Origin of the sequence: Helicobacter pylori NQ4053, from assembly GCF_000274605.1 — a bacterium.
Taxonomy (GTDB): domain Bacteria; phylum Campylobacterota; class Campylobacteria; order Campylobacterales; family Helicobacteraceae; genus Helicobacter; species Helicobacter pylori_CV.
The window spans coordinates 36,654-59,918 of record NZ_AKNV01000005.1 but is presented as its reverse complement, the minus strand read 5'-3'; the positions used below and the strand labels follow the sequence as shown (position 1 = coordinate 59,918).

Below are 23,265 nucleotides of genomic sequence, written 5' to 3'. Positions count from 1 at the left end.
TGTATTAAAAATGGGTTTGGTTATAAAACGGTGCAAAAATCCCACTTTAATTAGATTTTGATTTACTTCATCTCATTTTAGTATGAAACTAAAAAAATTTCGTTATAATTTAAAATAGTTGAGTTAATTAAAAGTAAATAAATAGCTTGATTATGCTTTTTTGTTTTTTAGATCAGTTAAGAATTGTATAGTCTTTAAGATGTATTGGCTATTAAAAGGGAAAAAATGAAAAATAGTGCACCTTTAAAGAATCAAGTTTTTTGTGGGTTATATGTTTTAAGTTTGAGCGCTTCTTTGCAAGCGTTTGATTATAAAATTGAAGTTTTAGCGGAGTCCTTTTCTAAAGTTGGCTTTAATAAGAAAAAGATTGACATAGCTAGGGGGATTTATCCTACAGAGACTTTTGTAACCGCTGTGGGTCAGGGCAATATTTATGCGGATTTTTTATCCAAAAGCCTTAAAGATCAAGGGCATGTTTTAGAGGGAAAATTCGGCGGCACAATCGGTGGGATCGCTTATGACAGCACGAAATTCAATCAGGGCGGATCGGTTATTTATAATTACATCGGTTATTGGGATGGCTATTTAGGGGGTAAAAGGGCCTTGCTTGATGGCACGAGTATCCATGAGTGCGCGCTTGGCTCTGATGGCAAGGTGATTGATTCTATAGCATGTGGGAACGCTAGGGCTAATAAAATCCGCCGTAATTACTTGATGAATAACGCTTTTTTAGAATACCGCTATAAGGATATATTTGCGGCTAAAGGGGGGCGTTATCAATCCAGTGCTCCTTATATGAGCTCTTACACGCAAGGCTTTGAAATCAGCGCTAAAATCAAGGATAAAAATGAGGGGAGCCATAAATTATGGTGGTTTAGCTCATGGGGTAGGGCGTTCGCTTATGGGGAGTGGATTTATGATTTTTATTCTCCAAGAACCGTGATTAAAAACGGGCGCACTCTAAATTATGGTATCCATTTAGTGGATTACACTTATGAAAGGAAAGGGGTTAGCGTCAGCCCTTTTTTCCAATTTTCGCCCGGGACTTATTACAGCCCTGGGGTGGTTGTAGGCTATGATAGTAACCCTAATTTTGATGGCGTGGGATTTAGATCCGAAACAAAAGCTTATATTTTGCTCCCTGTCCATGCCCCCTTAAGAAGGGATACTTATCGTTACGCTATAAAGGCTGGCACTGCCGGGCAAAGCTTGCTCATTAGGCAACGATTTGATTACAATGAATTTAATTTCGGGGGAGCGTTTTATAAAGTGTGGAAAAACGCAAACGCTTACATAGGCACGACAGGAAACCCTTTAGGCATTGATTTTTGGACTAATAGCGTTTATGATATAGGGCAAGCCTTAAGCCATGTGGTAACCGCTGATGCCGTCTCTGGTTGGGTTTTTGGTGGGGGCGTGCATAAAAAATGGCTGTGGGGGACTTTATGGCGTTGGACTAGCGGCGCTTTAGCCAATGAAGCGAGCGCGGCTGTTAATGTGGGCTATAAAATCAGTAAGAGTTTGACAGCGAGCGTGAAATTAGAATACTTTGGCGTGATGACGCATTCAGGCTTTACGGTGGGGAGTTACAGGCCCACGCCCGGCTCTAAAGCACTTTATTCAGACAGAAGCCATTTGATGACAACCCTTAGCGCTAAATTCTAACCAATCGCTTTAAGCTGTTTATTAAAGCGTTAAAAATCCCTTAATAAAAACACTATAATAAGAGTTCAATCAAATCTAAAGGTTAAGCATTTGAAACTCTTTTTCAAGCGTTATTCTAAATACCTTAAAGAGCATTATAAAAGTTTTATAGTGGTTTTATTTTCTTCTTTAGTGGTGGCTTTAAGCACGGCTTGGGGGACTTATTTAGTCAAGCCCACTTTAGATGAAATTTTTATCAATAAAGACACTCACATGCTCAAAATCCTGCCTTTTTTAGTGATTTTGGCGTATTTGGGCAAGAGTGGGGGCATGTATTTAGGCACTTATTTCACTAACTTTATCGGGCTTGATATTGTCAAAAAAATACGCAACACCATGCTAGAAAGCCTTCTCAAAATGGAAATGGATTTTTTTAACAGAACGAAAAAGGGCGAATTGATCGCAAGGATCACCAATGATATAGGTTTGATTAGAGCGAGTTTGTCCAATTACCTTTCAGAGAGCCTAAGAGAAGGATTAACGATTGTTGGGTTAGTGGGGGTGGTGATCTATCAAAGCCCTAAATTAGCGTTAGTGGGGCTAGTCATCATGCCGCTAGCTGCTATTCCTATCAGTAAAATCATTCGTAAGGTTAAAAAACTCGCTAAATCCCATCAAGAGAGTAACGCCAAAATCACCGCTCGTTTGAGTGAAGTCTTTAACAACGTGGAAGCGATTAAAATCTCTAATGGCGAAAAGTTAGAGCATAAGGCTTTTGTGAAAGAAAATGAAGCGTTTTTTAAAATCGGTATCAAAAACATCGCCGTGGCTGAAATTTCTTCGCCTTTAATGGAGTTTTTAGGCTCGATTGCGATAGCGTTAGTGATTTATTTAGGGGGGAATGAAGTGATTAGAGGCCATATTAGCGTGGGGGCGTTTTTTTCTTTCATCACGGCCCTTTTTATGCTCTATACGCCGATTAAACGCTTGACTAGGATCGTTTCTAATTTTCAAGAAGCCTTAGTCGCTAGCGACAGGATCCATGAGATTTTAGAAAGAGAGCCGGCTATTGTTGATGGGGAATTGACGCTAAATAACGCTATACACACCATAGAATTTAAAAAAGTATGGCTCGCTTATACGCTAGACAATCAAGAGCGTTATGTTTTAAGCGATATTAGTTTGAAATTCCAACAAAATGAAATCATCGCTTTAAAGGGCGAAAGCGGGAGCGGTAAAAGCTCGTTAGTGAATCTGATCTTACGCCTTTATGAGCCAAGTAGGGGCGAAATTTTCATCAATGATCAAAAAATAGAGAGCATCACTCAAAAATCCTTAAGAGAAAAGATTAGCGTTGTCACTCAAAGGGTGTTTATTTTTAATGGGAGCGTGGCTGAAAATGTGGCGTATGGTTTAGAAATTGATGAGGCAAAAATCAAAGAATGCCTGAAAAAAGCTCAAGCTTTAGATTTTGTGGAAAGAATGCCTCATGGGATAGAGAGCGTTTTAGATGAATTTGGCGCTAACCTTAGCGGCGGCCAACGCCAAAGGATCGCCATTGCAAGAGCCTTGTATAAAGACGCTCAAGTTTTAATCTTTGATGAAGCCACTTCCGCTTTAGACAATCACACAGAAGAGAGCGTCAAACAAAGCATTTTAGAATTAAAACAAAACCGCTTGATCATTCTCATCTCGCACAACCCAAGCACGCTTAAATTAGCCACTAAGCATGTGAAATTAGAGCATGGGCGTTTGACAGAATGCTAAGGGTTTTAAGCGTTGGTGTTGCTTTTATTTTACTAGGGTGTCAGTTTTTCAACAAAACGACTCTGCATTTAAAATATAAAAATTACCCCAAAAATAGCGCTTTAAAAACCGCTTCCACTTTAACCCTCCCTAAAATCTTTTTTAACGCCCATTTTGTGCCGCCCTTTTACCAAAAAGAATTTAAAAAAGCACTCGCCCAGCAAATCGCTTATTTTTTAAAAGATAAAAGCGCTTTCACTTTCAATGTTTCAGGCAATGTTTTTTTTTCTTTTGAAGAGAGTCCTAAAGATTTAAAAGCCATTAAAGAAAGGCTTAAAAAGACGATTGAGCCTAACGCTGACCCAAAATCCGTCATGCATTTTTTAAACCTTCAAGCGAGCTTGATTTTAGAATGCGTCCCGCAAACCGCTTGCCCGTTTGACACCCTTTTAATCCCCACCGCTTTCAGCGTGCCTGTTTATTACGCTAATCGTTTGGGCGATAACCCCTCTCTTTTTTCCCAAGAAGACAAATCCTATCATAACGCTTTGATCAAAGCCCTTAATAAGGCTTACTATTCTCTTATGGAGGGTTTAGAAAAGCGTTTGAACGCTATAGAAAATGCAGAGTGGCTTTAAGGCATGAAAAAGATTTTATTCTTTATTTTTGTCATTTTGTTTTCGGTAGGGATTTATTTAGCATGGAATGTTTTATTGGAAAAAGCCTTAGAATTGAAATTAGCTGCATCGGCTAATGATTTGCTTTTAAAATTGTTCGTGCTTCTTGGCGTTTTTTCCATGTTAGTGCTTTTTCAAGGCGTTATCTCTTCGTATAAGAAGCGCCAACTCAAACGCATTTTGCAAAAAATAGACGCCATGAACGGCTTTGAATTTGAAGAATATTCCAAAGTCTTTTTCACTTCAAAGGGTTTTGAAGTTACAATCACTCAAAAAAGCGGCGATTATGGAGCGGATTTGATTGTAGAAAAAGATGGCGTCAAATGGGCGGTTCAAGCCAAACGCTACTCGCATAAAGTTTCGCCCAAAGCCATTCAAGAGGTGGTCTCTTCTAAAGCTTACTACGCTTGCGAAAAAGCTTGCGTGATCACCAACAGCTACTTCACGCAGGCCGCTCAAAAACTGGCTCAAGCTAACGAAGTGCTTTTGATTGATAGAGACGAATGGGTCAGGTTTTTGAACGAAAAGAGATGAACCGATTCCATCAGATCGTTTGTTCTCAAGTTCTTTTAAAATTTTGTCGTAATTGCATGCGCTATAATGTCAAAATTTAGCGTCAATTTCTGCTTGGATAAAGGGGTTCAATGATTCAGTCTGTTCGCATCAAAAACTTTAAGAATTTTAAGGACACTACAATTGATGGTTTTACCAAGCTTAACATTATCACTGGTGAAAACAATGCGGGAAAGTCTAATTTGTTAGAGGTGTTATATTGTTTAGTGGGAAAAGACATGCACCCATGCACTAATATATTGGAGATTTATGATAATATACGCAAAGAACCTTTAACGACAGAATCACAAAACTTGATGTTTTATAATTTAAACACTAGAAAACCAATACGAATCACTACAACTTCAGACAACAATCAGACATTAGATTTGCAAATAGAGCTCATAACCAATGAGAATCAAAAAGTAAGAGAGTCGCAAATAATACCCACAGCAGAACAAGCACAAGCATTCTCACAACTTAAGTTCATTTTTAAAAAAGATAAAGAAGAAATCTATAACGACTATTTAAATATTGCTAGAATTCCCAATTTCCCACCAATTCCTAATCAGTCAAGCTACAACAGGCAATTTAAGAATTTTGAGCCCAACCAATCGCAAAAACTTTTACCCTTTGAAAGCGCCGCCATCATAACGCCTAGCGATGTTGCTCGCAAGCGAGATGTTATAAATTCTAATGCTATCCATATTATGAATCCCAATATCATTCAAGCAGTGCGTAAGATTCTTGATGACAATCAACTAGAAAAAAGGCTGAATCAAAGCCTTAACCAATTTGATAAAAACATTCAAGCTATTAGATTTAATGCTAACAACCAACTCAAATTAGAGGTGAAAAATATCAAAGAAAAAGTCCCCCTATCTATGTTTGGCGATGGTTTGATGAAATATTTGCATATTATGAGCGCTTTTATTGCCAATAACGCAACAACGATCTATATTGACGAAGTGGAAAATGGCTTGCATTTTTCCCGCATGAGATTATTGTTAGAAAAGATTATTGATTTTATTAATAATAACAAAGATCGTAATTTGCAAGTGTTTATGACTACCCACAGCCAAGAATTTGTAGAAATTTTAGACCAAGTTATCAAAGAAAAAGATTTTGCTCATCAGACTAAATTGTTTTGCTTAGAAAAAAACAGCAGTTCAATCGTTGCAGAGCCTTATTATGGAGAAAATCTATCTCTTTATTTCAGGAATTGTGCCAATCTTTTTGGAGGTAAAGAAAGGTTTAAAGAAAATAATTATGAGTAAAAAGATACTTATTTATACAGAAGGAAAAAGTGATAGAAACTTTCTAGGTTGGTATCTTAATTTTTTGAAATGCCAGGATCATTTTGATATGCTTGATATAGAAGGTAAAGATAAGCTCATTTCAGGTGAATTTCCGGAAAAGATTAGAAAAATTTTAAATAATGAACATCAAACATATAAACAAGTGTGTATTATTTTTGATGCAGACAAGAAAGAGAGTCAAGAAAGCGATGCAGGTTTTGATAATAAGCTTAAGTATATTCGTGAAAAATTCAAAGAAAAAAGGATTGATTTTCCAAGAGAACAAATCTTTTTATTCCCTAATAATCAAGATGATGGTGATTTAGAAACCCTATTATTAAAAATTGCTAACCACAAAGAGTTTATAAATTGTTTTGAAGGCTATTTGGATTGTATTAAAAAGACAGAACATTACAAACCGATTAAAAACATAAGAAAAAATAAGTGGTATGCCTATTTAGAAGCACTTGGATTAGAATATCTATATACCAAAAAAAATATTTTTGATAATATAGGAGGTAAAGTAAAGAATGAATATGAAGAAGACTATGAAAAATTAAAAAAAGCCATCAAGTTTGAATCAGAACTTCTCAATCCCCTTAAAAATTTTTTAGAGCAATTTTCAGAAAATGATCAAAAAATAAATCCTAAAATTTTCTAATTTAACAAAATATATTACAATTATCCAAAAAATATTATTTTTACAAAAAGGCGTGCTGTGAAATTGTGGTTTCCTTATTTTTTAGCGATTGTGTTCTTGCATGCATTAGGTTTAGCGTTGCTCTTTATGGCCAATAACGCTTCGTTTTATGCGGCGGCGTCTATGGCTTACATGCTAGGGGCAAAGCATGCGTTTGATGCGGATCACATCGCTTGCATAGACAACACCATTAGAAAGCTCACCCAACAAGGCAAAAACGCCTATGGTGTGGGGTTTTACTTTTCTATGGGGCATTCAAGCGTGGTGATTTTAATGACCATCATCAGCGCGTTTGCGATCGCTTGGGCCAAAGAGCACACGCCGATGCTAGAAGAAATAGGGGGGGTAGTGGGGACTTTAGTTTCTGGGCTTTTCTTGCTCATTATAGGGCTATTGAATGCGATTATTCTCTTGGATTTATTAAAAATATTCAAAAAATCGCATTCTAATGAAAGCTTGAGCCAGCAACAAAATGAAGAGATTGAACGGCTTTTAACGAGTAGGGGCTTACTCAACCGCTTTTTTAAGCCCTTGTTTAATTTCGTTTCCAAGTCGTGGCACATTTATCCTGTGGGTTTTCTTTTTGGGCTAGGTTTTGATACCGCTAGTGAAATCGCGCTTTTGGCCCTCTCTAGCAGCGCGATTAAAGTGAGTGTGGTGGGCATGCTCTCTTTACCCATTCTTTTTGCCGCTGGCATGAGTTTGTTTGACACATTAGATGGGGCGTTCATGCTCAAGGCGTATGATTGGGCGTTCAAAACCCCTTTAAGGAAAATCTACTACAACATCTCCATTACAGCCTTAAGCGTGTTTATCGCGCTTTTTATCGGGTTGATTGAGCTTTTTCAAGTCGTTAGCGAGAAACTCCATTTAAAATTTGAAAACCGCCTTTTAAGCGCCCTACAGAGCCTGGAATTTACAGACTTGGGCTATTATTTAGTGGGCTTATTCGTGATAGCGTTTTTAGGCTCATTCTTCTTATGGAAAATCAAATTTTCTAAACTAGAAGGCTAGATTTTAAGCCCTCAAGTTATCGTTCAACAAATCTTTAAGGTTTTTATTTGAAAAACTTGGCGTAAAGGCTTTAGGGTTTGAAAGGCTTTCACTCAAATAACCTAATAATTCCTTAATTTCGTTTAATTTTTCTTCCAAATAAGCTTGAAATTCGCCCACATTTTCCAATAAATTCAAAGGATTAGCCACAATCATGGAAAAAACTTCATCATTGATTGCAATGTTGAGCTGGGTGTCAAACAAAGGGGAGGCTAAAAACTGGCAATTTTCTACAATTTCTCGCAATTCTTGTTTGATGATAGAAGCTTGCAAAGCGTCTTTATCTTCTAAACCCATGCTCTTATTGAAAAGCTTTTTGCAAGCGATTTGCAAGACTTGTAACGCTCCAACGCTCTCGTTTATATTTTTCATGTCCCTACTAAATTTGGCGATTTGTTGGGATTTTTCTATCGCATTAGTTTTAAAATCGCTTGTTTCAACACCGCCCAAATGCTTTTGAAGAGTTTTTAAAATATCCATAAAAAACCTTTTAAATAGAATTGATCATTCACAAGCATTTTTCGTTCCTTTTTTATGGAAATTTTAAAAAACACCCTTAAAAAGGTTTTTAGGTATAATTAGCGATCTTTTAGTTTTAAATAGTAGAGAGATTGGATGAAAAAAATATGGCTTTTGGTGTGGGGCTTGTATTCTTGGGTGTTTTTGCATGCGATAGAGATGATAGAAAAAGCCCCTACAAATGTAGAAGACAGAGACAAAGCCCCCCATTTGTTGCTTTTAGCAGGGATTCAAGGCGATGAGCCTGGAGGGTTTAATGCAACTAATTTGTTTTTAATGCACTATAGCGTTTTAAAAGGCTTGGTGGAAGTGGTTCCCGTATTGAATAAGCCTTCCATGTTAAGAAATCATAGGGGCTTGTATGGGGATATGAACCGCAAATTTGCCGCTTTAGACAAGAATGACCCTGAATACCCCACTATCCAAGAAATCAAATCCTTGATTGCAAAGCCTAGCGTGGATGCTGTCTTGCATTTGCATGATGGCGGTGGGTATTATCGCCCTGTTTATGTTGATGCGACGCTCAATCCTAAGCGCTGGGGGAATTGCTTTATTATTGATCAAGATGAAGTTAAAGGGGCGAAATTCCCTAATTTGCTTGCTTTTGCAAACAATACGATTGAGAGCATCAACGCCCATTTATTGCACCCCATTGAGGAGTATCATTTAAAAAACACGCACACCGCTCAAGGCGATACAGAAATGCAAAAAGCCCTAACTTTTTATGCAATCAACCAAAAAAAGAGCGCTTTTGCCAATGAAGCCAGCAAAGAGCTCCCTTTAGCGTCAAGGGTGTTTTACCATTTGCAAGCCATTGAGGGCTTACTCAATCAGCTCAATATCCCTTTTAAGCGCGATTTTGAGCTTAACCCTAACAGCGTGCATGCCCTAATCAACGATAAAAGCTTATGGGCAAAAATCAGCTCTCTGCCTAAAATGCCCCTTTTTAACTTACGCCCTAAACTCAATCATTTCCCCTTACCCCACAACACTAAAATCCCGCAAATCCCCATAGAGAGCAACGCTTACATTGTGGGGCTAGTCAAAAACAAACAAGAAGTGTTTTTAAAATACGGCAACAAGCTCATGACACGATTATCGCCCTTTTACATAGAGTTTGATCCTTCTTTAGAAGAAGTGAAAATGCAAATTGACAATAAGGATCAAATGGTTAAAATAGGGAGCGTGGTTGAAGTGAAAGAGAGTTTTTATATCCATGCTATGGATAATATCCGCGCGAATGTGATTGGTTTTAGCGTTTCTAATGAAAGTAAGCCTAATGAAATGGGCTATACGATTAGATTTAAAGATTTCCAAAAACGCTTTTCATTGGACAAGCAAGAAAGGATCTATCGCATAGAATTTTATAAAAACAACGCGTTTAGCGGGATGATCTTAGTGAAATTTGTGTAGGAATGGGTAAGCCTTACCAAAAGATCTCATAGCGTTTTAAGGCAACGCATGATAAATATGATAGCCTCAAATAAAAGATAGTCATGCCAGACATTAAAAATCTTTATTTATTATTACCTGACTTAACAAAGAGGCTATATAACATAAGCAATAGACTTCGCATCATGCATTCATCTTATTCTTTTTTTAGCAAGGGAATATTGTGTTTTAGAAAGAATGCATGAGATAATCCAAAAGGGTCCAAAAGGGTATGGATGGCTTAACACAGCGATTAGACAATGACTTAAAAGATGGTAACCCCCGTATTCGTGTCCCTATTGAATGCATACAAGGCTTATGCAATGTTGGCAATATGAAACCTAATGAGCTATGCATATTGTTTGTTAAAATCTGTGAACTTATTCGTTCGCAATGCAGAAGCAATCTATCTCGCAGCTCCCTTTCTTTTATTGGTGGTGTAATTAGCAGCTTGAACAAGCAGATTCGTTTGTATCAAAAATGGAAATGAGAAAAGGAAAATGCGATAATTTCTTTCTCTTATTGTTATGATAAATCACCATTGAAGGGCGTAAAAACACCCAAACAAAGCATTAAAAGACAACAACCCTTTTGAATGTTGCGGTATTTAACCCGCTACTTCTATATCACACTACCTTTATTATATTACTTCTTGCCCCGCATCCAATAAGGCTTCTTTAATCAAATCCTGTGTCGCTGGAGCGTCAAACTCTACAACCACGCTCTTTTTTTCCACGCTCGCATCAATAAAGCTCACGCCTTCAATTTCGCCCACAAATTTTTCAATCTTATCCACGCAATGGCTGCAAGTAATGCTTGGCACTTGAAAAGTAACTTTCATTCAACGATCCTTAATTTTAAAATTCCTTAGCCTTTGGGAGTTTAAAACCACACTCACAGAGCTTAAGCTCATCGCTAAACCCGCAATCGCCGGGCTTAACATGATATTAGCCTTATAAAGAACCCCACAAGCTAAAGGGATAAACACGCTATTATAACAAAAAGCCCAAAACAAATTTTCTTTGATATTTTTAATGGTCGCCTGGCTTAATTTAATCGCACTATAAACCGATTTAATATCGTTGTTAAAACTCACAATGTCCGCTGCTTGCACGCTCACATCGCTCCCTTTAGCCATCACCACCGCCACATCGCTCATAGCAAGGCTAGGGGCGTCATTCAAGCCATCGCCCACCATCATCACGATCTGCCCTTTTTCCTTAAGCTCTTTAATCTTGTTGAGCTTGTCTTGTGGTTTAGCGTTGCTGATATAACCATCAATCCCTAATTCAAGCGCGCATTTTTGGACATTCTCTCTATTGTCCCCGCTTAAAAGAAAAGTGTTAATGCCTAATTTTTTGATTTGAGCGATATGCTCTTTCACGCCTTTTTTGGGCAAATCTTCTAAAACAAACGCCCCTAAAAGCTCGTCTTCTTTTTCATTGATCACTCTACCCACAAACACTAAAATCCCGTTTTCTTGAATTTCTAGCGTGTTAATAGGGTTAAAAAATTCGCCATTGCCTACTTTAATGATCTCTTTAGCGCCTTGATAATCTGTTTTAGCGCTGATGCCAAAACCCGTTTTCACTTTAACTTCACTCATTTCTTTTAAGGGAGCGTTACGCTCTTTGGCGTATTCTACAATCCCTTTAGCGATGACATGCTCGCTGCTCTTTTCAATACTGCCCGCTAAACTCAATAGCTCTAATAATTCTATTTTAGAATGAACGCTTTTAACGACGGGCTTGCCGTTAGTGAGCGTGCCGGTTTTATCAAAAACGATCGTATTGACTAGCCTTGCTTTTTCTAAACTTTTAGCGTCTTTAAAAAATAAGCCTAAAGAACTCGCTTTTTGGTTCGCTACTAAAATGCTCATAGGCGTAGCCAATCCTAAAGCACAAGGGCAAGAAATCACTAAAACCGATACAAACACTTCTAAAGCGATTCCAAAATTCCACCAAAAATCGGGTTTAGGCGCGATGATGAGCCACACCACAAACGCTAAAATAGCGATAGCGATCACGCTTGGCACAAACACGCTTGAAACCTTATCCGCTAAGCGAGAAATCTCTGCCTTTGAGCTTTGAGCGTTATGGATCATTTCTATAATTTGAGACAAGGTGCTGTTTTTGTTATCTTGCGTGGCTTTCATTAAAAAACTCGTGTGGCTATTGAATGTCCCTGAAAAGACTTTATCGCCGACTTTTTTATAAACCGGCAACGCTTCACCGCTTAACATGCTCTCATCTAATTCCCCTTCGCCCTCTATGATTTCACCATCCACCGCAATCGCGCTTCCAGGGAGGACTTTTAGAATATCCCCCACCACAATGCTATCCACTAAAACCTCAATCTGTTGGTTATTTTGCATTTTAAGGGCGGTTTTTGGGGCGTTTTTCATCAAGGCTTGCATAGCGTCTAAGGCTTTGTCTTTAGAAACATTTTCAATGCGTTTGCCCACCATCACAAACGTTAAAATCACGCACACGCTTTCAAAATAATAATGCCCATAAGACCACTGATTCGTATAAACGAAATACAATTGCCACAGGCTTGAAACTAAAGCGGCGCTTGTGCCTATGGCGATAAGGCTACTCATGTTAGGTTGTCTGTGCCATAAGGCTTTAAACCCTTGAATGTAAAAATCCCTCCCCCAATGCATGACAATGAGCGTGCCTATAAGCTGTAAGCATGCGTTTAAAAAATTACTATGGTTGTTAATCGTAAGCAAGCTTTCAGGTAAAAGGCTAGGACTAAGCATCGCTCCCATAGAAAGATACACCACAAAAAGCGTGAAAATAACCGCCAACGCTAATTTAACATTAGGGCTAAAAAATTCTTTTTTTCTTTTGTGAGGGTTTTTTTAGGGCTATAGCCTAGCTTTTCAATGAGTTTAAAAATTTCGTCTAAATTGGTTTCGTTTTCGTTAAATTCAATGTTAGCGCTCTTATTTAAAAGGTTCACTTCTATTTTTTTCACAAAACTCTTACGCCCTAAAGAGCGTTCAATCCCACTAGAACACGCCGTGCAAGTCATTCCCTCTATGTAAAAAGATTCTTTCATGCACTCTTATTTTTATTAAAAATAATTTTTACCATTAAAAAAGCCACCGAATGATGCCATAAATCAAATACAACCCCATAAACACGCTTAAAGCCTCTAAAGGGCGCACAAACACTAACGATAAAAAAATCAACACTAAGATGAAAAGCTTGAGATTCCATTTGACTTTTTTAAAATTAGGGTAGCGGATATTGCTCACCATAAGCACCCCCAATAAGACAATAAAGCCTAAAAATAACCTTTCGGTATTGCCTTCTAAGAAATGGTATTTATTATCCAATAACACACAAAGCACCACCAATACCGCCGCCGCAGGAATGGGGATACCGATGAAAGAATAGGGGTCGCTTGTGTTGGTGCTGATATTGAATCGCGCCAATCGTATCGCTCCAAAAATCACAAACAACGCGCTCACTGCCATACCTATGCGCCCGAAATTATACCCCACATAAAAGTAAGTAATAAGGCTTGGGGCGACTCCAAAAGCGATTACATCAGCTAAGGAGTCAAATTCAATACCAAACTTGCTAGTGGTGTTGGTAAGCCTTGCGACACGCCCATCAAGCCCGTCTAAAATAAGGCTCGCTACCACTAACCAGCATGCCATGACAAATTGGTAACTGGAAGCGTAAAAAATACTCATCATGCCTAAAAAAATACTGCTAGCGGTAAAAAGATTGGGGAAAAGATAGAGAGGGTTAATAGGCATTAGAGATTCTTTTTAACTTGGCTTTTAGAATAGGAATAAAAACGATTTCAAAACCAATTGCGGGAAGAAAAATCTTACAAGCGTTAAAAAACGCACAAAAAAAGAGCGTTAGAGCAAACGCTTTATAACGCTGTTGGTAAGCATGAATTTTGAGAAAACAAAACCTAGAAAAAAGCTTTAAACAAACAGAATGTTTATCATAAGGCTTTAAACCCTTATCAAAAATCTGTTTGCAAGATCGCACTTTTAACTCGCTTGCTCTTCTAAAGGGATCAAACGGCTTTCTAAATTATTGGCGGCCTCGTATTCGCTGATGATTTCACGCACCCTCTCGCCTGTAATGACTTCTTTGTCAAACAATTCTTTGACCATGATTTCAATCGCTTCTCTATAGTCGCTCAAGGTTTGTTTGACATGTTTATAGCGTTCTTCTAGCAAGTTTTTAATGAAAAGATCCATTTCTTCTGCGGTTTTTTCGCTAAATTCCCTACTGCTTCCATAACCGCCTCCTAAAAAGGCGTTCCGCTGTTTTTCTAACACCATAAGCCCACTGACACTGCTCATGCCGTAGTAACTCACCATGCCCTTAATAATATCAGTCGCTCTTTCTAAATCGTTGCTCGCACCGGTAGAAATTTCTTCCAAAAAGACTTCTTCAGCCGCTCTCCCGCCTAAAAGCACATCAATTTCAGCGATGAGTTCGTGTTTTTGCATCAAGTATTTGTTTTCTTCAGGCGTGTTAAGGGTGTAGCCCAAAGCCGCCATGCCCCTTGGAATGATAGAGACTTTATTCACCCTAGCGCTCCCTTTAGTCATTTCAGAAATCACGGCATGCCCGCTTTCATGGTAGGCGACGATTTTCTTTTCCTTAGGACTGATGCGCCTACTTTTCTTTTCTAACCCTGCAATCCCCCTTTCAACCGCTTCTTTTAAATGCTGTTGCCTGACTTCTTTTTGGTTGTTCCTTCCTGCTAAAAGCGCGGCTTCATTGATGATATTCGCTAAATCCGCTCCCGCAAGCCCTGCGGTGAGTTTGGCGACTTCTTGCAAATTCACATCATTAGCGAGTTTCACGCCTTTAATATGCACTTTTAAGATTTCTACCCTGCCATTAAAATCAGGCTTATCCACTAAAACCTGCCTGTCAAAGCGCCCTGGACGCATTAAGGCCGGATCTAAGATTTCAGGGCGGTTCGTTGCAGCTAAGACAATTACAGGCGCATTTTCGCTCCCAAAACCATCCATTTCGGCTAAGAGCTGGTTTAAGGTTTGCTCTCTTTCATCGTTCCCGCTCACCACGCCTCCAGCCGCTCGGCTTTTACCTATGGCATCAATTTCATCAATAAAAATGATACTAGGGGCTTGTTTTTTAGCGGTTTCAAACAAATCCCTAACCCTGCTTGCCCCTAATCCCACAAACATTTCAATGAAACTGCTCCCTCCCATAGAGAAAAACGGCACATGCGCTTCGCCGGCTACCGCTTTGGCTAAAAGGGTTTTACCGGTTCCTGGAGGCCCTACTAATAACACGCCTTTAGGGATTTTAGCCCCTAAATTAGCGTATCGTTCGGGGTATTTTAAAAAATCTACGATTTCTACCACCTCTTCTTTGGCTTCTTCATTGCCCGCCATGTCATTAAAACGCACATTAGGTTTTTCAGCGTTAATGAGTTTTTTCGCACTCCCCATGCCAAAAATACCCCCACCCATATTTTTTTGCATGCGGTTTGCCATAAACATCCATAGCCCTAAAATCACTAAAATAGGCATGAGCCACCCTAACATGTCGGTAAAAAAGTTAGACTCGCTAAAACCAGAATAATTGATTTTTTTCTCGTCTAACAAAGGCACTAAGGTCAAATCAGGCACTCGTTTAGCGATATAAATCACACGATTGTTGCCCTCTTTATGGCTGGCTTTGATCAAAGTTTGACCGATACTCACATTTTCCACTTCATTATTGCTGATGAGCTGTTTGATTTCATGGTAGCTCACATTTTTAGTGCTAGAAGCTAAGAAATTGTCCGAAAAACTGCCATCAGAATTGAAAGAGCGTAGAAAAAAGATGAGCAAAATCCCTCCAAGAACCGCAAGGATAATGGGACTTTGAAAAAAAGGTTTTTTAGGTTCGTTCGTTGGTTTCATTATAATCCTTAATTTATTGATTGTTTTCTAAGCAATTTTAGAGCGACCCATTCGTTACGCTGCCGCTGTTCTAAAACCTCAAATCCATTATAATAGATCTGTAAAACAGAGTTTAAATGGGTTTCTAAAATCCCTGATAAAATAAGAGTGTGGTTACAAAGCCGCACAAATTCACTATACAAACTCTTAATCACATCAGCGACAATGTTCGCCACAATGATATCAAAACGCCCTTTAATTTTTTGCGTAGAGCCATAAATGATTTTATCTTGCGCTAATAGGGTGATTTGATTCAAGCTAAAATTTTTTAGGGTTTCTTCAACGGCTAAACTATCCGTATCGCAAGCGCTTAAAGCACTAACGCCTTGTTTTTTTAAGGCGATGCTTAAAATCCCGCTCCCACAGCCCACATCTAAGGCGTTTTTGCGTTTTAAATCAAGATCAGAGAGCAGTTCCAAACACATAGAAGTGCTTTCATGATGGCCTGATCCAAAGGCCAAAGCCGGATCAATCATTATGCTATCATCTGTAGCGACATGGCTTGGTTTTTGATGCCAACTAGGGTGTATGTAAAATTTGGCGCATTGCACCGGCAAAATAGCTTGTTTGTAGGCTTCTAGCCAGTCTTTTGAAGCCAGATTGCGTGAAAGATAGAAAAAATCAAACTCACTTTGCAGGTTTTGTTTTAAATTCAAACAAAACGCTTCTAACGCCGGAAAAAGCGAATCGCTCAAATTTTTTTCAGAGCGTAAAATAACGAAATTTTTGAGATGTGGGGGTTTTTCTTTTAAATCTTTCTTTAGGGGGTCATGAGTGGCGAAATAACGCCAATTGGATTGGCTTATAAAGTCAATGGTTTCTTCATCGTCAAACGCTTTTAAATTGTCTAAGCTTGATTCTTCTAAGGCTAGATGTGTGGTGTCTAAAAGAAAGCTCTCAAAAAGCTCTCGCTCCTTAGGGAAGATAAAGAAAAACTCATAATACATTGATTCTAACACTCAATCGTTCGTCCCTAAAACAACCTCTAATTTTTCTTTCAAAACTTGGGGGGTAAAAGGTTTCACAATGTAGTTGTTCACACCCGCTTTCAAAGCCGTAATGACCTCAGCTTTACCGCCCTCTGTGGTGATCATAATGATAGGGATTTCTTTAAAACGGCTATCAGAGCGCACCTTTTTAACAAGATCCAAGCCGTTCATTTCAGGCATGTTCCAATCTGTAATAAGCACCTTAGTGTCCGCATTAGCGTCTAGTTTCTCCCAAGCTTCCACCCCATGCTCAGCTTCTAAAACATCTTCATAGCCTAAGCGTGAAAGTGTATTTTTAATAATTCTTCTCATAGTTGAGCTATCATCTACTACCAGTAGTTTCAAAGTGCTTCTCCTTTTAAGATTGCATTTAAATTAGGCTCTTTTTAAACAGCCAAAGCGTCTCTAACGCCTTATAATAATAAATCATTCCAAATAATAGCATGTTTTGATTAAAATTACCTTGACCGACAATAATCATTGGCTAAATGGAGCGTTTAATGAGCGTTCTCATTTGTAAAAAAATCAGTTTGTTTGCTATCATAATCGTTTAAAAGTAATAAAATAACTTTTGAGTGCGATAAAGGGTCATTGGATGGTTTGAAAAAAGAAAGACAAGGATTTTACAAGTAAGTGTATTATTTAAGAATTTTAATGCTGGGTATAAGTTTTTTAAATATTTTAAATGCTGAAAATTTGAGTTACATGTCTTCTTCTTATCAAATAGGCACGGTGTTTATGCGCCCTTTAAACACTAACAAGCTTTTACAAGGGGCTTCAATCCTTCAAGGCTATGAAGTGAATCCTAAAAACGATTGGGCTTATTCTAGGTATTATTTCTTTATAGATTATGGCAATGTGCTTTTTAATAATGACTCTACTTTACAAGCGAACATGTTCACTTATGGGGTGGGAGGGGATTTTATGGTCGCTTACGCTAAAAACCCTATCAACCGCTGGGCTTTTTTCTTTGGCTTGCAACTAGCGGCTAACACATGGATACTCAATAATAAGGTCAAAGATTTGGTGGTGAATACTTGGGATTCATTGAAAGATTTCAATTTTCACAACACTTATTTTAGGGCTATCGGGAAGTTTGGGGTGCAGTTTCGCACGATCGTTTTGTATCATAAGGTGGATGTGGAAATTGGCATGAAAATCTTTTTAACGCCTGAAAGGCGCAGCTTGTTTGAAAGGAGTTTTTTGTTTTTTGTTTCGCACTCGTGGCATTTTTAAATGGCATTTTTAAAATGGCGGAGAGAGAGGGATTCGAACCCTCGAAGGCTTGCACCTTACACGCGTTCCAGGCGTGCTCCTTCAACCGCTCGGACATCTCCCCTTAAAACGGGCTTATTATAACTAAGATTTGTTTAAAAAGGGCTTATTTCAAAAGGAGTGAATCTTTAGAAATGACGCCATCTATTTGATTTTTAGCGCAAATTTCCCACGACTCTGTATCGTTAAAATCCATAGAAAACAAGATTTTGCTATCTAATAAGTAATTAGTGGCGTGTTGTTGGGCGAGTATGGCTTGCTTAATATCCTTAAAAATACAATAGAGCGGTTTGAAAGCGTTGAATAAAAAAAAGGCGTCCGTTTCTATCTTGTGCGATAAAAAGATCACGCTAAAATGGACGCTATTTTCACAGCAATATTGGGCTAATTCCAAATTTTTTGGGTTTGCTTCAAAACACACTATATCGTTATTGGCACTGGAATGAATGCCATCGGTGTTTTTAACGAAAACAAAACGAGCACTAGGGATTAAAGGGTGTCCTAAAATAAGCATGTTTACCCCTTATCATTCAAACAAGTTTCACTGCAATAGGCTACCGCTCCGCTATAAATAGCGTCTTTGCTAGAGACATAGGTTTGGCATTTAGAGCATACAATCATGTGATCTTCTAATTCTTTGGGGGTTTGTTGCGTGTAAGAGTGGTTGTCTCTGTGGTCGTTTTTGTGGGGTTTTTGCCTCAAAAACAAACGCCATAAAACCCACACGATAATGAGTAAGGGGATTAAAATTCTTAACATAAACTTTCCTTTGATTTGTAAAAATAAATACGCTTTTGATACACAAAGCATTCAGTGGTTTTATAAGCGATTTCATTCTTTAACTGCTCGCCTTTGTAGAATAAAAAATGCCCCTTATCTTTTAGGAAGCGTTGGCTTTTTTCTATCAAAAAAGAAGAGCTAGCGACCGCTCTAGAAGTGATTAAATCCACTTGTAAAAGATTTTGATAATCTTCTAAACGCTTTTTAATGATTTCAATATTTTTTAAAGGCAAAACGCTTTTAATGTAATTTAAAAAAGCCGCTCTTTTTACCCTTGGCTCTAAAAGAATGAATTGCGCTTCAGGTTTTTCAAGGGCTAAAGGGATAGCAGGAAGTCCCGCCCCGCTCCCAATATCCAAGCAGCTTTTAAAATCTTTGATAAATTCTAAGGGCTTTAGAGCGTCTGTGATCTGGGGTTCTAACTCGCTTAAATTCCTCGCGCCGCTCAAGTTGTGCGTTTGATTCCATTCTAAAAGGATGCGCGCATAATCTTGCAATAAGGGGTTCATAAAATCAGCATCCCATCGCCATAAGAATAAAAACGATACTTCTTTTCTATGGCTATTTTGTAGATTTCTTTGGTTTTTTCTAAGCCTATCATCGCACTTACAAGCATTAAAAGGCTTGATTTGGGCAAATGGAAATTAGTGAGCAAGTGATTGACATGCTGGATAGGATTGGCAAGATGCAAGAAGATGTCGCATTCAAACGATTCTTGATTAGGGTTTTCTAAACGCTTAAAGTATTCCACGCTCCTTAAAGCGGTCGTGCCGATGCATAAAACCTCTTGGGATTCTTGCAAAATTTCTTGGCTTTTTTTAGGAATGCGTAAAACTTCTGTATGGATTTGATGCTCTCTAATGTCCTTAGTTTCTACGCCAAGAAAAGTCCCAGCTCCCACATGTAAGGTCAAAAAAGCGTGCTTGAAATCTTTCAATAATTTTTCTAAGGTATTTTGAGAAAAATGCAATGACGCCGTAGGGGCAGCCACCGCGCCGATGTGTTTAGCGAACACGCTCTGGTATTCATGCGCATCCAAACTCTCATCCGCTCTTTTAATATAAGGGGGTAAGGGCATATGCCCGTATTGTTCTAAAAGCTTTAAGATATTTTCTTGATTTAAGGGGGTTTGATTGTCATAAAAAGCGATCAAGCGCTGGCCGTTATGAAGCAATTCTAAGACTTCAGCGTGATAATTTGTATCAAAAAAGATTTTATCCCCCACTTTGATCTTACCCTTAATTTGAGTTAGGGCGGTGTTGCCTTTAAAAAAGCGGTGGAAAAACACTTCAGTCGTTTTTGATGGCAAAAAGGCATGTTTAGATCCAAAAAGCCTAGCCTTCATCACTTTAGTGTCGTTCAACACCACAAGGGCGTTTTTAGGGAAAAAGTCTAAAACATGCTCAAAAGTGGTGTGCGTGATTGTTTGCGAACGCCTTTCATAGACGAGTAATTTAGCCTTTTCTTTGGGCAAAACGGGGTAGTTGGCGATCAATTCCTTAGGCAAATAATAATCATAGCTCTCTAAATCAAATTCTTTCAACTAATTCTCTTTGGTGTCATTTTCGTTATCTTTAGGAGCCGGATTGACCATTTTGGCAATCAAAATAGAAAGCCCATAAAGCCCCACTAAAGGCAATGCCATAAAGATTTGACTCACCACATCAGGGGGAGTGATAATGGCTGCTACAATAAAAATCACTACAATAGCGTATTTAAAATACGCTTTCAGGCTCGCATCAGTGATCAAGCCCACTTTAGCCAAAAAATACGCCAAAACAGGCAATTCAAACGCCACGCCAAAGCCTAAAATCAAGCGCGTGAAAAAGCTCACATAACTGGACGCAGAAATATTAGCCGCAAACACATCGCTCCCAAAAGTGGCTAAGTATTCAATGATGAAAGGGAACACCACATAATAAGAAAATGCCGCCCCAATTAAAAACATGCCACTCCCAAAAAACACAAAAGGCAAAATCACTTTTTTTTCATTCTTATAAAGCCCTGGAGCGATAAAAAGCCACAATTGCCAAAAGATAATGGGCATGGAAATGACGATAGCGGCTGAAAAACTGATTTTAATCGCCACCATGACCCCTTCAATAGGGGAGAGCTGAATGAGCGTGCCTTTATAAGAATTTTTAACAAATTCAAAAATATTTTTCCAAAAATGAAAACACCCCAAAAACGCCACTAAAATCGTTCCTACAGAAACCATCAAACGCTTTCTTAATTCCTGTAAATGCGGTTTTAAATCTTCAAACATGCTCTTTTTCTTTGTCGTGTTCTTTGGCGTTGTTATCGGTTGCTAATTGGACTTCTTTAAGAGATTCATCGCTTGAAGCTTCTTTATTTAAGGCTTCTTCATTGGAAACTTCTTTATTGGAATGGTTAGGGGGTGCGTTGTTTTCTAGGCTTTGTTGGTAATCTTGCATCAAATCCTGAATGCTTTTAATCTCCTTTTCTGCAGTTATTTTAGCGTCTTCTAATTCTTCAATCTTAACGCCTTTAAGACTCTCCACTTTATTTTCAAAGAGCTTTTGATATTCTAGGGTTTCTTTTTTGATTTCTTCAATATTGATTTCTTTATCTAAAGTGTCCTTGGCGTCATTGAGCGTTTTTTTAACCGCACGAAAAAATTTCACCATATCCACGACAGCTTGGGGGAATTTTTCTGGCCCTAAAAAAATAATCGCTACAACCAACACCACAAGGATTTCAAAAAAGCCCATGCCAAACATAATGATCTACTTTCACACCCTTAAAATTTTATCGTTATTGTAGTGTAATTTTCTTTCTAAACAAGATTAAAATAAAGTTTGAGACTTTAAAGTGGGGATTTTTAAAAGCGCATGGGTTTTAGGCGTGGCGATTCTGCCTTTAGCGGTGCGCTCTAAATAACCATTAGCGAGTAAAAAAGGCTCAATCACGTCTTCAATCGTGCCTTCATCTTCTCTCATAGACGCTGCAATCGTGTTCAAACCCACCGGCTTTCCTTGAGCGTTAGCCAACAAAGATAAATACGCCAAATCCGCTTCATCAAAGCCCAATTCATTCACGCCTAATTCATTCAAGGCATGCAAAGTGATGTTTAAATCCATCAAGCTTGAATTTTTGACTAATGCAAAATCGCGCACCCTTTTTAAAAGCCTTAGAGCAATCCTTGGCGTGCCTCTGCTCCTTTTAGCGATTTCATCAGCGCTTTCTTCTTTGATGTCTTGGTTGAGTTTAATGGCGGCTTTTTTGATGATGAGAGCCAGTTCGCTAGGGCTATAAAATTGCATCCTAAAACTCATGCCAAATCTGTCTCTTAAGGGGTTAGAGAGCATTCCAGCTCTAGTGGTAGCGCCGATGAGGGTGAAAGGGGGTAAATCAATTTTAATGGTTTGAGCCGCTGGACCTGAGCCTATGATAATATCCAACCTAAAATCTTCCATCGCCGGGTATAAAACCTCTTCAATCGCTGGACTGAGCCGGTGGATTTCATCAATGAAAAGAATGTCTTTAGCTTGCAAATTCGTCAAAATGGCGGCTAAATCACCGCTTTTTTCTATCATGGGAGCGGCGGTGATTTTGATATTGGTTTCCATTTCTTTAGCGATGATATGGCTGATTGAAGTTTTACCCAAACCGGGCGGGCCAAAAAAGAGCATGTGATCCAAACTTTCTTGGCGTTTTTTAGCCGCGCAAATAGAAATTTGCAAGTTGCTTTTAATCTTTTCTTGACCGATAAAATCTTCCCAAAGACTAGGGCGCAAACTCACTTCTTGAGAAGTTTCAAAATCCAAAGTTTCTAGATTGACTATCCGTTCTTTCATTTAATGATAACTTTCTAATTCGTTAGGGAAGTTTCCCTTTTTCACATCGTCAGCGTATTGCTTGATAGCGTTTTGAACCAATTCTTTCCCCTTAAGGTATTCTCGCACGAATTTAGGCTTAAAACTATCAAAAAAGCCTAACATATCGCTCCACACTAAAATCTGCCCGTCGCAATCTTTACCGCTCCCTATGCCGATCGTGGGGATTTTGATTTTTTGCGTGATTGTTTGAGCGATAGGGGTGGTTATACTCTCTAAAACCAACAAACCCACCCCAGCTTCTTCTAAACTCAAGGCGTCTTCTAAAAGCTTTTTTTGCTGTTCTTCATTTTTGCCCTTAATCTTATAGCCTCCATCAAGACGCACGAATTGGGGCATTAAGCCGATGTGTCCTACCACAATAACGCCCTCATCAGTGAGCGTTTTAACCAGTTTCGCTTTTTCTTTCCCCCCCTCTAGTTTGATCGCGCTCGCTTGGGTTTCTTTATAAACTCTAATGGCGTTTTTTAGGGCTGTTTTTTCATCTTTATAGCTTCCAAAGGGCATGTCTGTGATGATAAAAGGAGTCTTAGCGCCCGCGCACACGGCTTTGGTGTGATAGAGCATCATTTTTACACTCGCGCTTAAAGTGTCGTTTTGATTGAAAAAACTCATATTCAAACTATCGCCCACTAAAATCACATCCACTAGCGGATCAAATATTTGAGCGAACAGCGCGTCATAAGCGGTAATGGCGATGATTTTTTCTTGATTTTTTTTAGCTTGGAGGTGGTTGAGAGTGATTTTTTTAATTGGGGCGGTTTGCATGCTCATTAAGAATCCTA

Annotated in this window: 24 protein-coding genes, 1 tRNA gene and 2 pseudogenes; 10 read left to right on the top strand and 17 right to left on the bottom strand. The window is 38.6% G+C overall.

Annotated features, from left to right (window positions below; translation table 11 throughout):
* The first annotated feature begins 225 nt into the window (after positions 1–225).
* The 7 genes from hofB (at position 226) to AYS37_RS04850 (ending at position 7,631) form a co-directional block, all read left to right on the top strand.
* A complete protein-coding gene (hofB, locus tag AYS37_RS04880; protein ID WP_000797803.1) occupies positions 226–1,665 on the top strand; it encodes an outer membrane beta-barrel protein HofB in 1,440 nt (479 codons plus the stop codon).
* A gap of 90 nt (positions 1,666–1,755) precedes the next feature.
* On the top strand, positions 1,756–3,411 hold the full coding sequence (locus AYS37_RS04875) for an ABC transporter ATP-binding protein (RefSeq protein ID WP_000764956.1): 1,656 nt from the start codon (positions 1,756–1,758) through the stop codon (positions 3,409–3,411).
* On the top strand, positions 3,405–4,028 hold the full coding sequence (locus AYS37_RS04870) for a hypothetical protein (protein ID WP_000946728.1): 624 nt from the start codon (positions 3,405–3,407) through the stop codon (positions 4,026–4,028). Before AYS37_RS04875 ends, AYS37_RS04870 begins: the two co-directional genes overlap by 7 nt.
* 3 nt (positions 4,029–4,031) lie before the next feature.
* A complete protein-coding gene (locus AYS37_RS04865; RefSeq protein WP_000721741.1) occupies positions 4,032–4,601 on the top strand; it encodes a restriction endonuclease in 570 nt (189 codons plus the stop codon).
* Positions 4,602–4,711: 110 nt separating this feature from the next.
* Positions 4,712–5,896 (top strand): ATP/GTP phosphatase, encoded by a 1,185-nt coding sequence (locus tag AYS37_RS04860; RefSeq protein ID WP_000616477.1) that lies wholly within the window; start codon positions 4,712–4,714, stop codon positions 5,894–5,896.
* The gene (locus AYS37_RS04855) at positions 5,889–6,578 is read left to right on the top strand and encodes a DUF3226 domain-containing protein (RefSeq protein ID WP_000037711.1); all 690 of its coding nucleotides are present in this window, start codon (positions 5,889–5,891) and stop codon (positions 6,576–6,578) included. The genes AYS37_RS04860 and AYS37_RS04855 overlap by 8 nt, the downstream gene beginning before the upstream one ends.
* A 57-nt stretch (positions 6,579–6,635) precedes the next feature.
* Positions 6,636–7,631: a HoxN/HupN/NixA family nickel/cobalt transporter gene (locus AYS37_RS04850; RefSeq protein ID WP_000780442.1), complete on the top strand. Its 996-nt coding sequence runs from the start codon at positions 6,636–6,638 to the stop codon at positions 7,629–7,631.
* A gap of 3 nt (positions 7,632–7,634) precedes the next feature.
* Here the strand turns inward: AYS37_RS04850 and AYS37_RS04845 are convergent, their stop codons facing one another.
* A complete protein-coding gene (locus AYS37_RS04845) occupies positions 7,635–8,150 on the bottom strand; it encodes a flagellar FLiS export co-chaperone (protein WP_000353465.1) in 516 nt (171 codons plus the stop codon).
* 135 nt (positions 8,151–8,285) lie between these two features.
* On the opposite strand from AYS37_RS04845, the gene csd4 reads away from it, so the two are divergent.
* Together csd4 and AYS37_RS08835 are read left to right on the top strand one after the other, a co-directional pair.
* Positions 8,286–9,602 (top strand): DL-carboxypeptidase Csd4, encoded by a 1,317-nt coding sequence (csd4, locus tag AYS37_RS04840; protein WP_000725423.1) that lies wholly within the window; start codon positions 8,286–8,288, stop codon positions 9,600–9,602.
* A 250-nt stretch (positions 9,603–9,852) separates the two neighbouring features.
* Positions 9,853–10,110, top strand: coding sequence for a hypothetical protein (locus AYS37_RS08835; RefSeq protein WP_080023685.1), 258 nt, complete (start codon positions 9,853–9,855; stop codon positions 10,108–10,110).
* 150 nt (positions 10,111–10,260) lie between these two features.
* Here the strand turns inward: AYS37_RS08835 and copP are convergent, their stop codons facing one another.
* From copP to AYS37_RS04800, 7 genes and pseudogenes are all read right to left on the bottom strand, one after another.
* Positions 10,261–10,461, bottom strand: coding sequence for a copper-binding metallochaperone CopP (gene copP, locus AYS37_RS04835; RefSeq protein ID WP_000869075.1), 201 nt, complete (start codon positions 10,459–10,461; stop codon positions 10,261–10,263).
* Positions 10,462–12,686: pseudogene (copA, locus tag AYS37_RS04830) on the bottom strand (copper-translocating P-type ATPase CopA).
* Positions 12,683–13,395: pseudogene (gene pssA, locus AYS37_RS04820) on the bottom strand (CDP-diacylglycerol--serine O-phosphatidyltransferase). Before pssA ends, copA begins: the two co-directional pseudogenes overlap by 4 nt.
* Positions 13,385–13,639, bottom strand: a complete 255-nt coding sequence (locus tag AYS37_RS04815; RefSeq protein WP_001255669.1) for a hypothetical protein — start codon at positions 13,637–13,639, stop codon at positions 13,385–13,387. The pseudogene pssA and the gene AYS37_RS04815 overlap by 11 nt, the downstream one beginning before the upstream one ends.
* A gap of 2 nt (positions 13,640–13,641) precedes the next feature.
* Complete coding sequence (gene ftsH / locus AYS37_RS04810; RefSeq protein WP_000805287.1) at positions 13,642–15,540, bottom strand: ATP-dependent zinc metalloprotease FtsH; 1,899 nt, start codon at positions 15,538–15,540, stop codon at positions 13,642–13,644.
* 8 nt (positions 15,541–15,548) lie between these two features.
* Positions 15,549–16,526, bottom strand: coding sequence for a 50S ribosomal protein L11 methyltransferase (gene prmA / locus AYS37_RS04805; protein ID WP_001874661.1), 978 nt, complete (start codon positions 16,524–16,526; stop codon positions 15,549–15,551).
* Between the two features lie 12 nt (positions 16,527–16,538).
* Complete coding sequence (locus AYS37_RS04800; RefSeq protein ID WP_000772151.1) at positions 16,539–16,913, bottom strand: chemotaxis response regulator CheY; 375 nt, start codon at positions 16,911–16,913, stop codon at positions 16,539–16,541.
* 309 nt (positions 16,914–17,222) lie between these two features.
* Here AYS37_RS04800 and AYS37_RS04795 point away from each other — a divergent pair, with 309 nt between their 5' ends.
* Positions 17,223–17,804 (top strand): outer membrane protein, encoded by a 582-nt coding sequence (locus AYS37_RS04795; RefSeq protein WP_079327147.1) that lies wholly within the window; start codon positions 17,223–17,225, stop codon positions 17,802–17,804.
* 15 nt (positions 17,805–17,819) lie between these two features.
* On the opposite strand, the gene AYS37_RS04790 is transcribed toward AYS37_RS04795, so the two are convergent.
* The 9 genes from AYS37_RS04790 to panB all read right to left on the bottom strand — a co-directional run bounded on the left by AYS37_RS04790 (position 17,820) and on the right by panB (position 23,254).
* Positions 17,820–17,907: transfer RNA gene (locus AYS37_RS04790), tRNA-Ser, on the bottom strand.
* Positions 17,908–17,949: 42 nt separating this feature from the next.
* Positions 17,950–18,357, bottom strand: a complete 408-nt coding sequence (locus AYS37_RS04785; protein WP_000906061.1) for a hypothetical protein — start codon at positions 18,355–18,357, stop codon at positions 17,950–17,952.
* Between the two features lie 2 nt (positions 18,358–18,359).
* Positions 18,360–18,602, bottom strand: coding sequence for a PP0621 family protein (locus tag AYS37_RS04780; RefSeq protein WP_000944413.1), 243 nt, complete (start codon positions 18,600–18,602; stop codon positions 18,360–18,362).
* Positions 18,596–19,132, bottom strand: coding sequence for a 16S rRNA (guanine(527)-N(7))-methyltransferase RsmG (gene rsmG / locus AYS37_RS04775; protein ID WP_001068860.1), 537 nt, complete (start codon positions 19,130–19,132; stop codon positions 18,596–18,598). Before rsmG ends, AYS37_RS04780 begins: the two co-directional genes overlap by 7 nt.
* Positions 19,129–20,166, bottom strand: coding sequence for a tRNA preQ1(34) S-adenosylmethionine ribosyltransferase-isomerase QueA (gene queA / locus AYS37_RS04770; RefSeq protein ID WP_000657420.1), 1,038 nt, complete (start codon positions 20,164–20,166; stop codon positions 19,129–19,131). The genes rsmG and queA overlap by 4 nt, the downstream gene beginning before the upstream one ends.
* Entirely contained in the window at positions 20,167–20,889 is a 723-nt protein-coding gene (tatC, locus tag AYS37_RS04765) for a twin-arginine translocase subunit TatC (RefSeq protein WP_000461180.1), read from the bottom strand.
* Positions 20,882–21,364, bottom strand: a complete 483-nt coding sequence (tatB, locus tag AYS37_RS04760; RefSeq protein ID WP_000467582.1) for a Sec-independent protein translocase protein TatB — start codon at positions 21,362–21,364, stop codon at positions 20,882–20,884. The genes tatC and tatB overlap by 8 nt, the downstream gene beginning before the upstream one ends.
* Positions 21,365–21,430: 66 nt before the next feature.
* Positions 21,431–22,441 carry a Holliday junction branch migration DNA helicase RuvB gene (ruvB, locus tag AYS37_RS04755; protein ID WP_000664528.1) on the bottom strand — a complete coding sequence of 337 codons (1,011 nt, stop codon included), beginning with the start codon at positions 22,439–22,441 and terminating at the stop codon, positions 21,431–21,433.
* A complete protein-coding gene (gene panB, locus AYS37_RS04750) occupies positions 22,442–23,254 on the bottom strand; it encodes a 3-methyl-2-oxobutanoate hydroxymethyltransferase (protein ID WP_000062686.1) in 813 nt (270 codons plus the stop codon).
* Positions 23,255–23,265 lie beyond the last annotated feature (11 nt).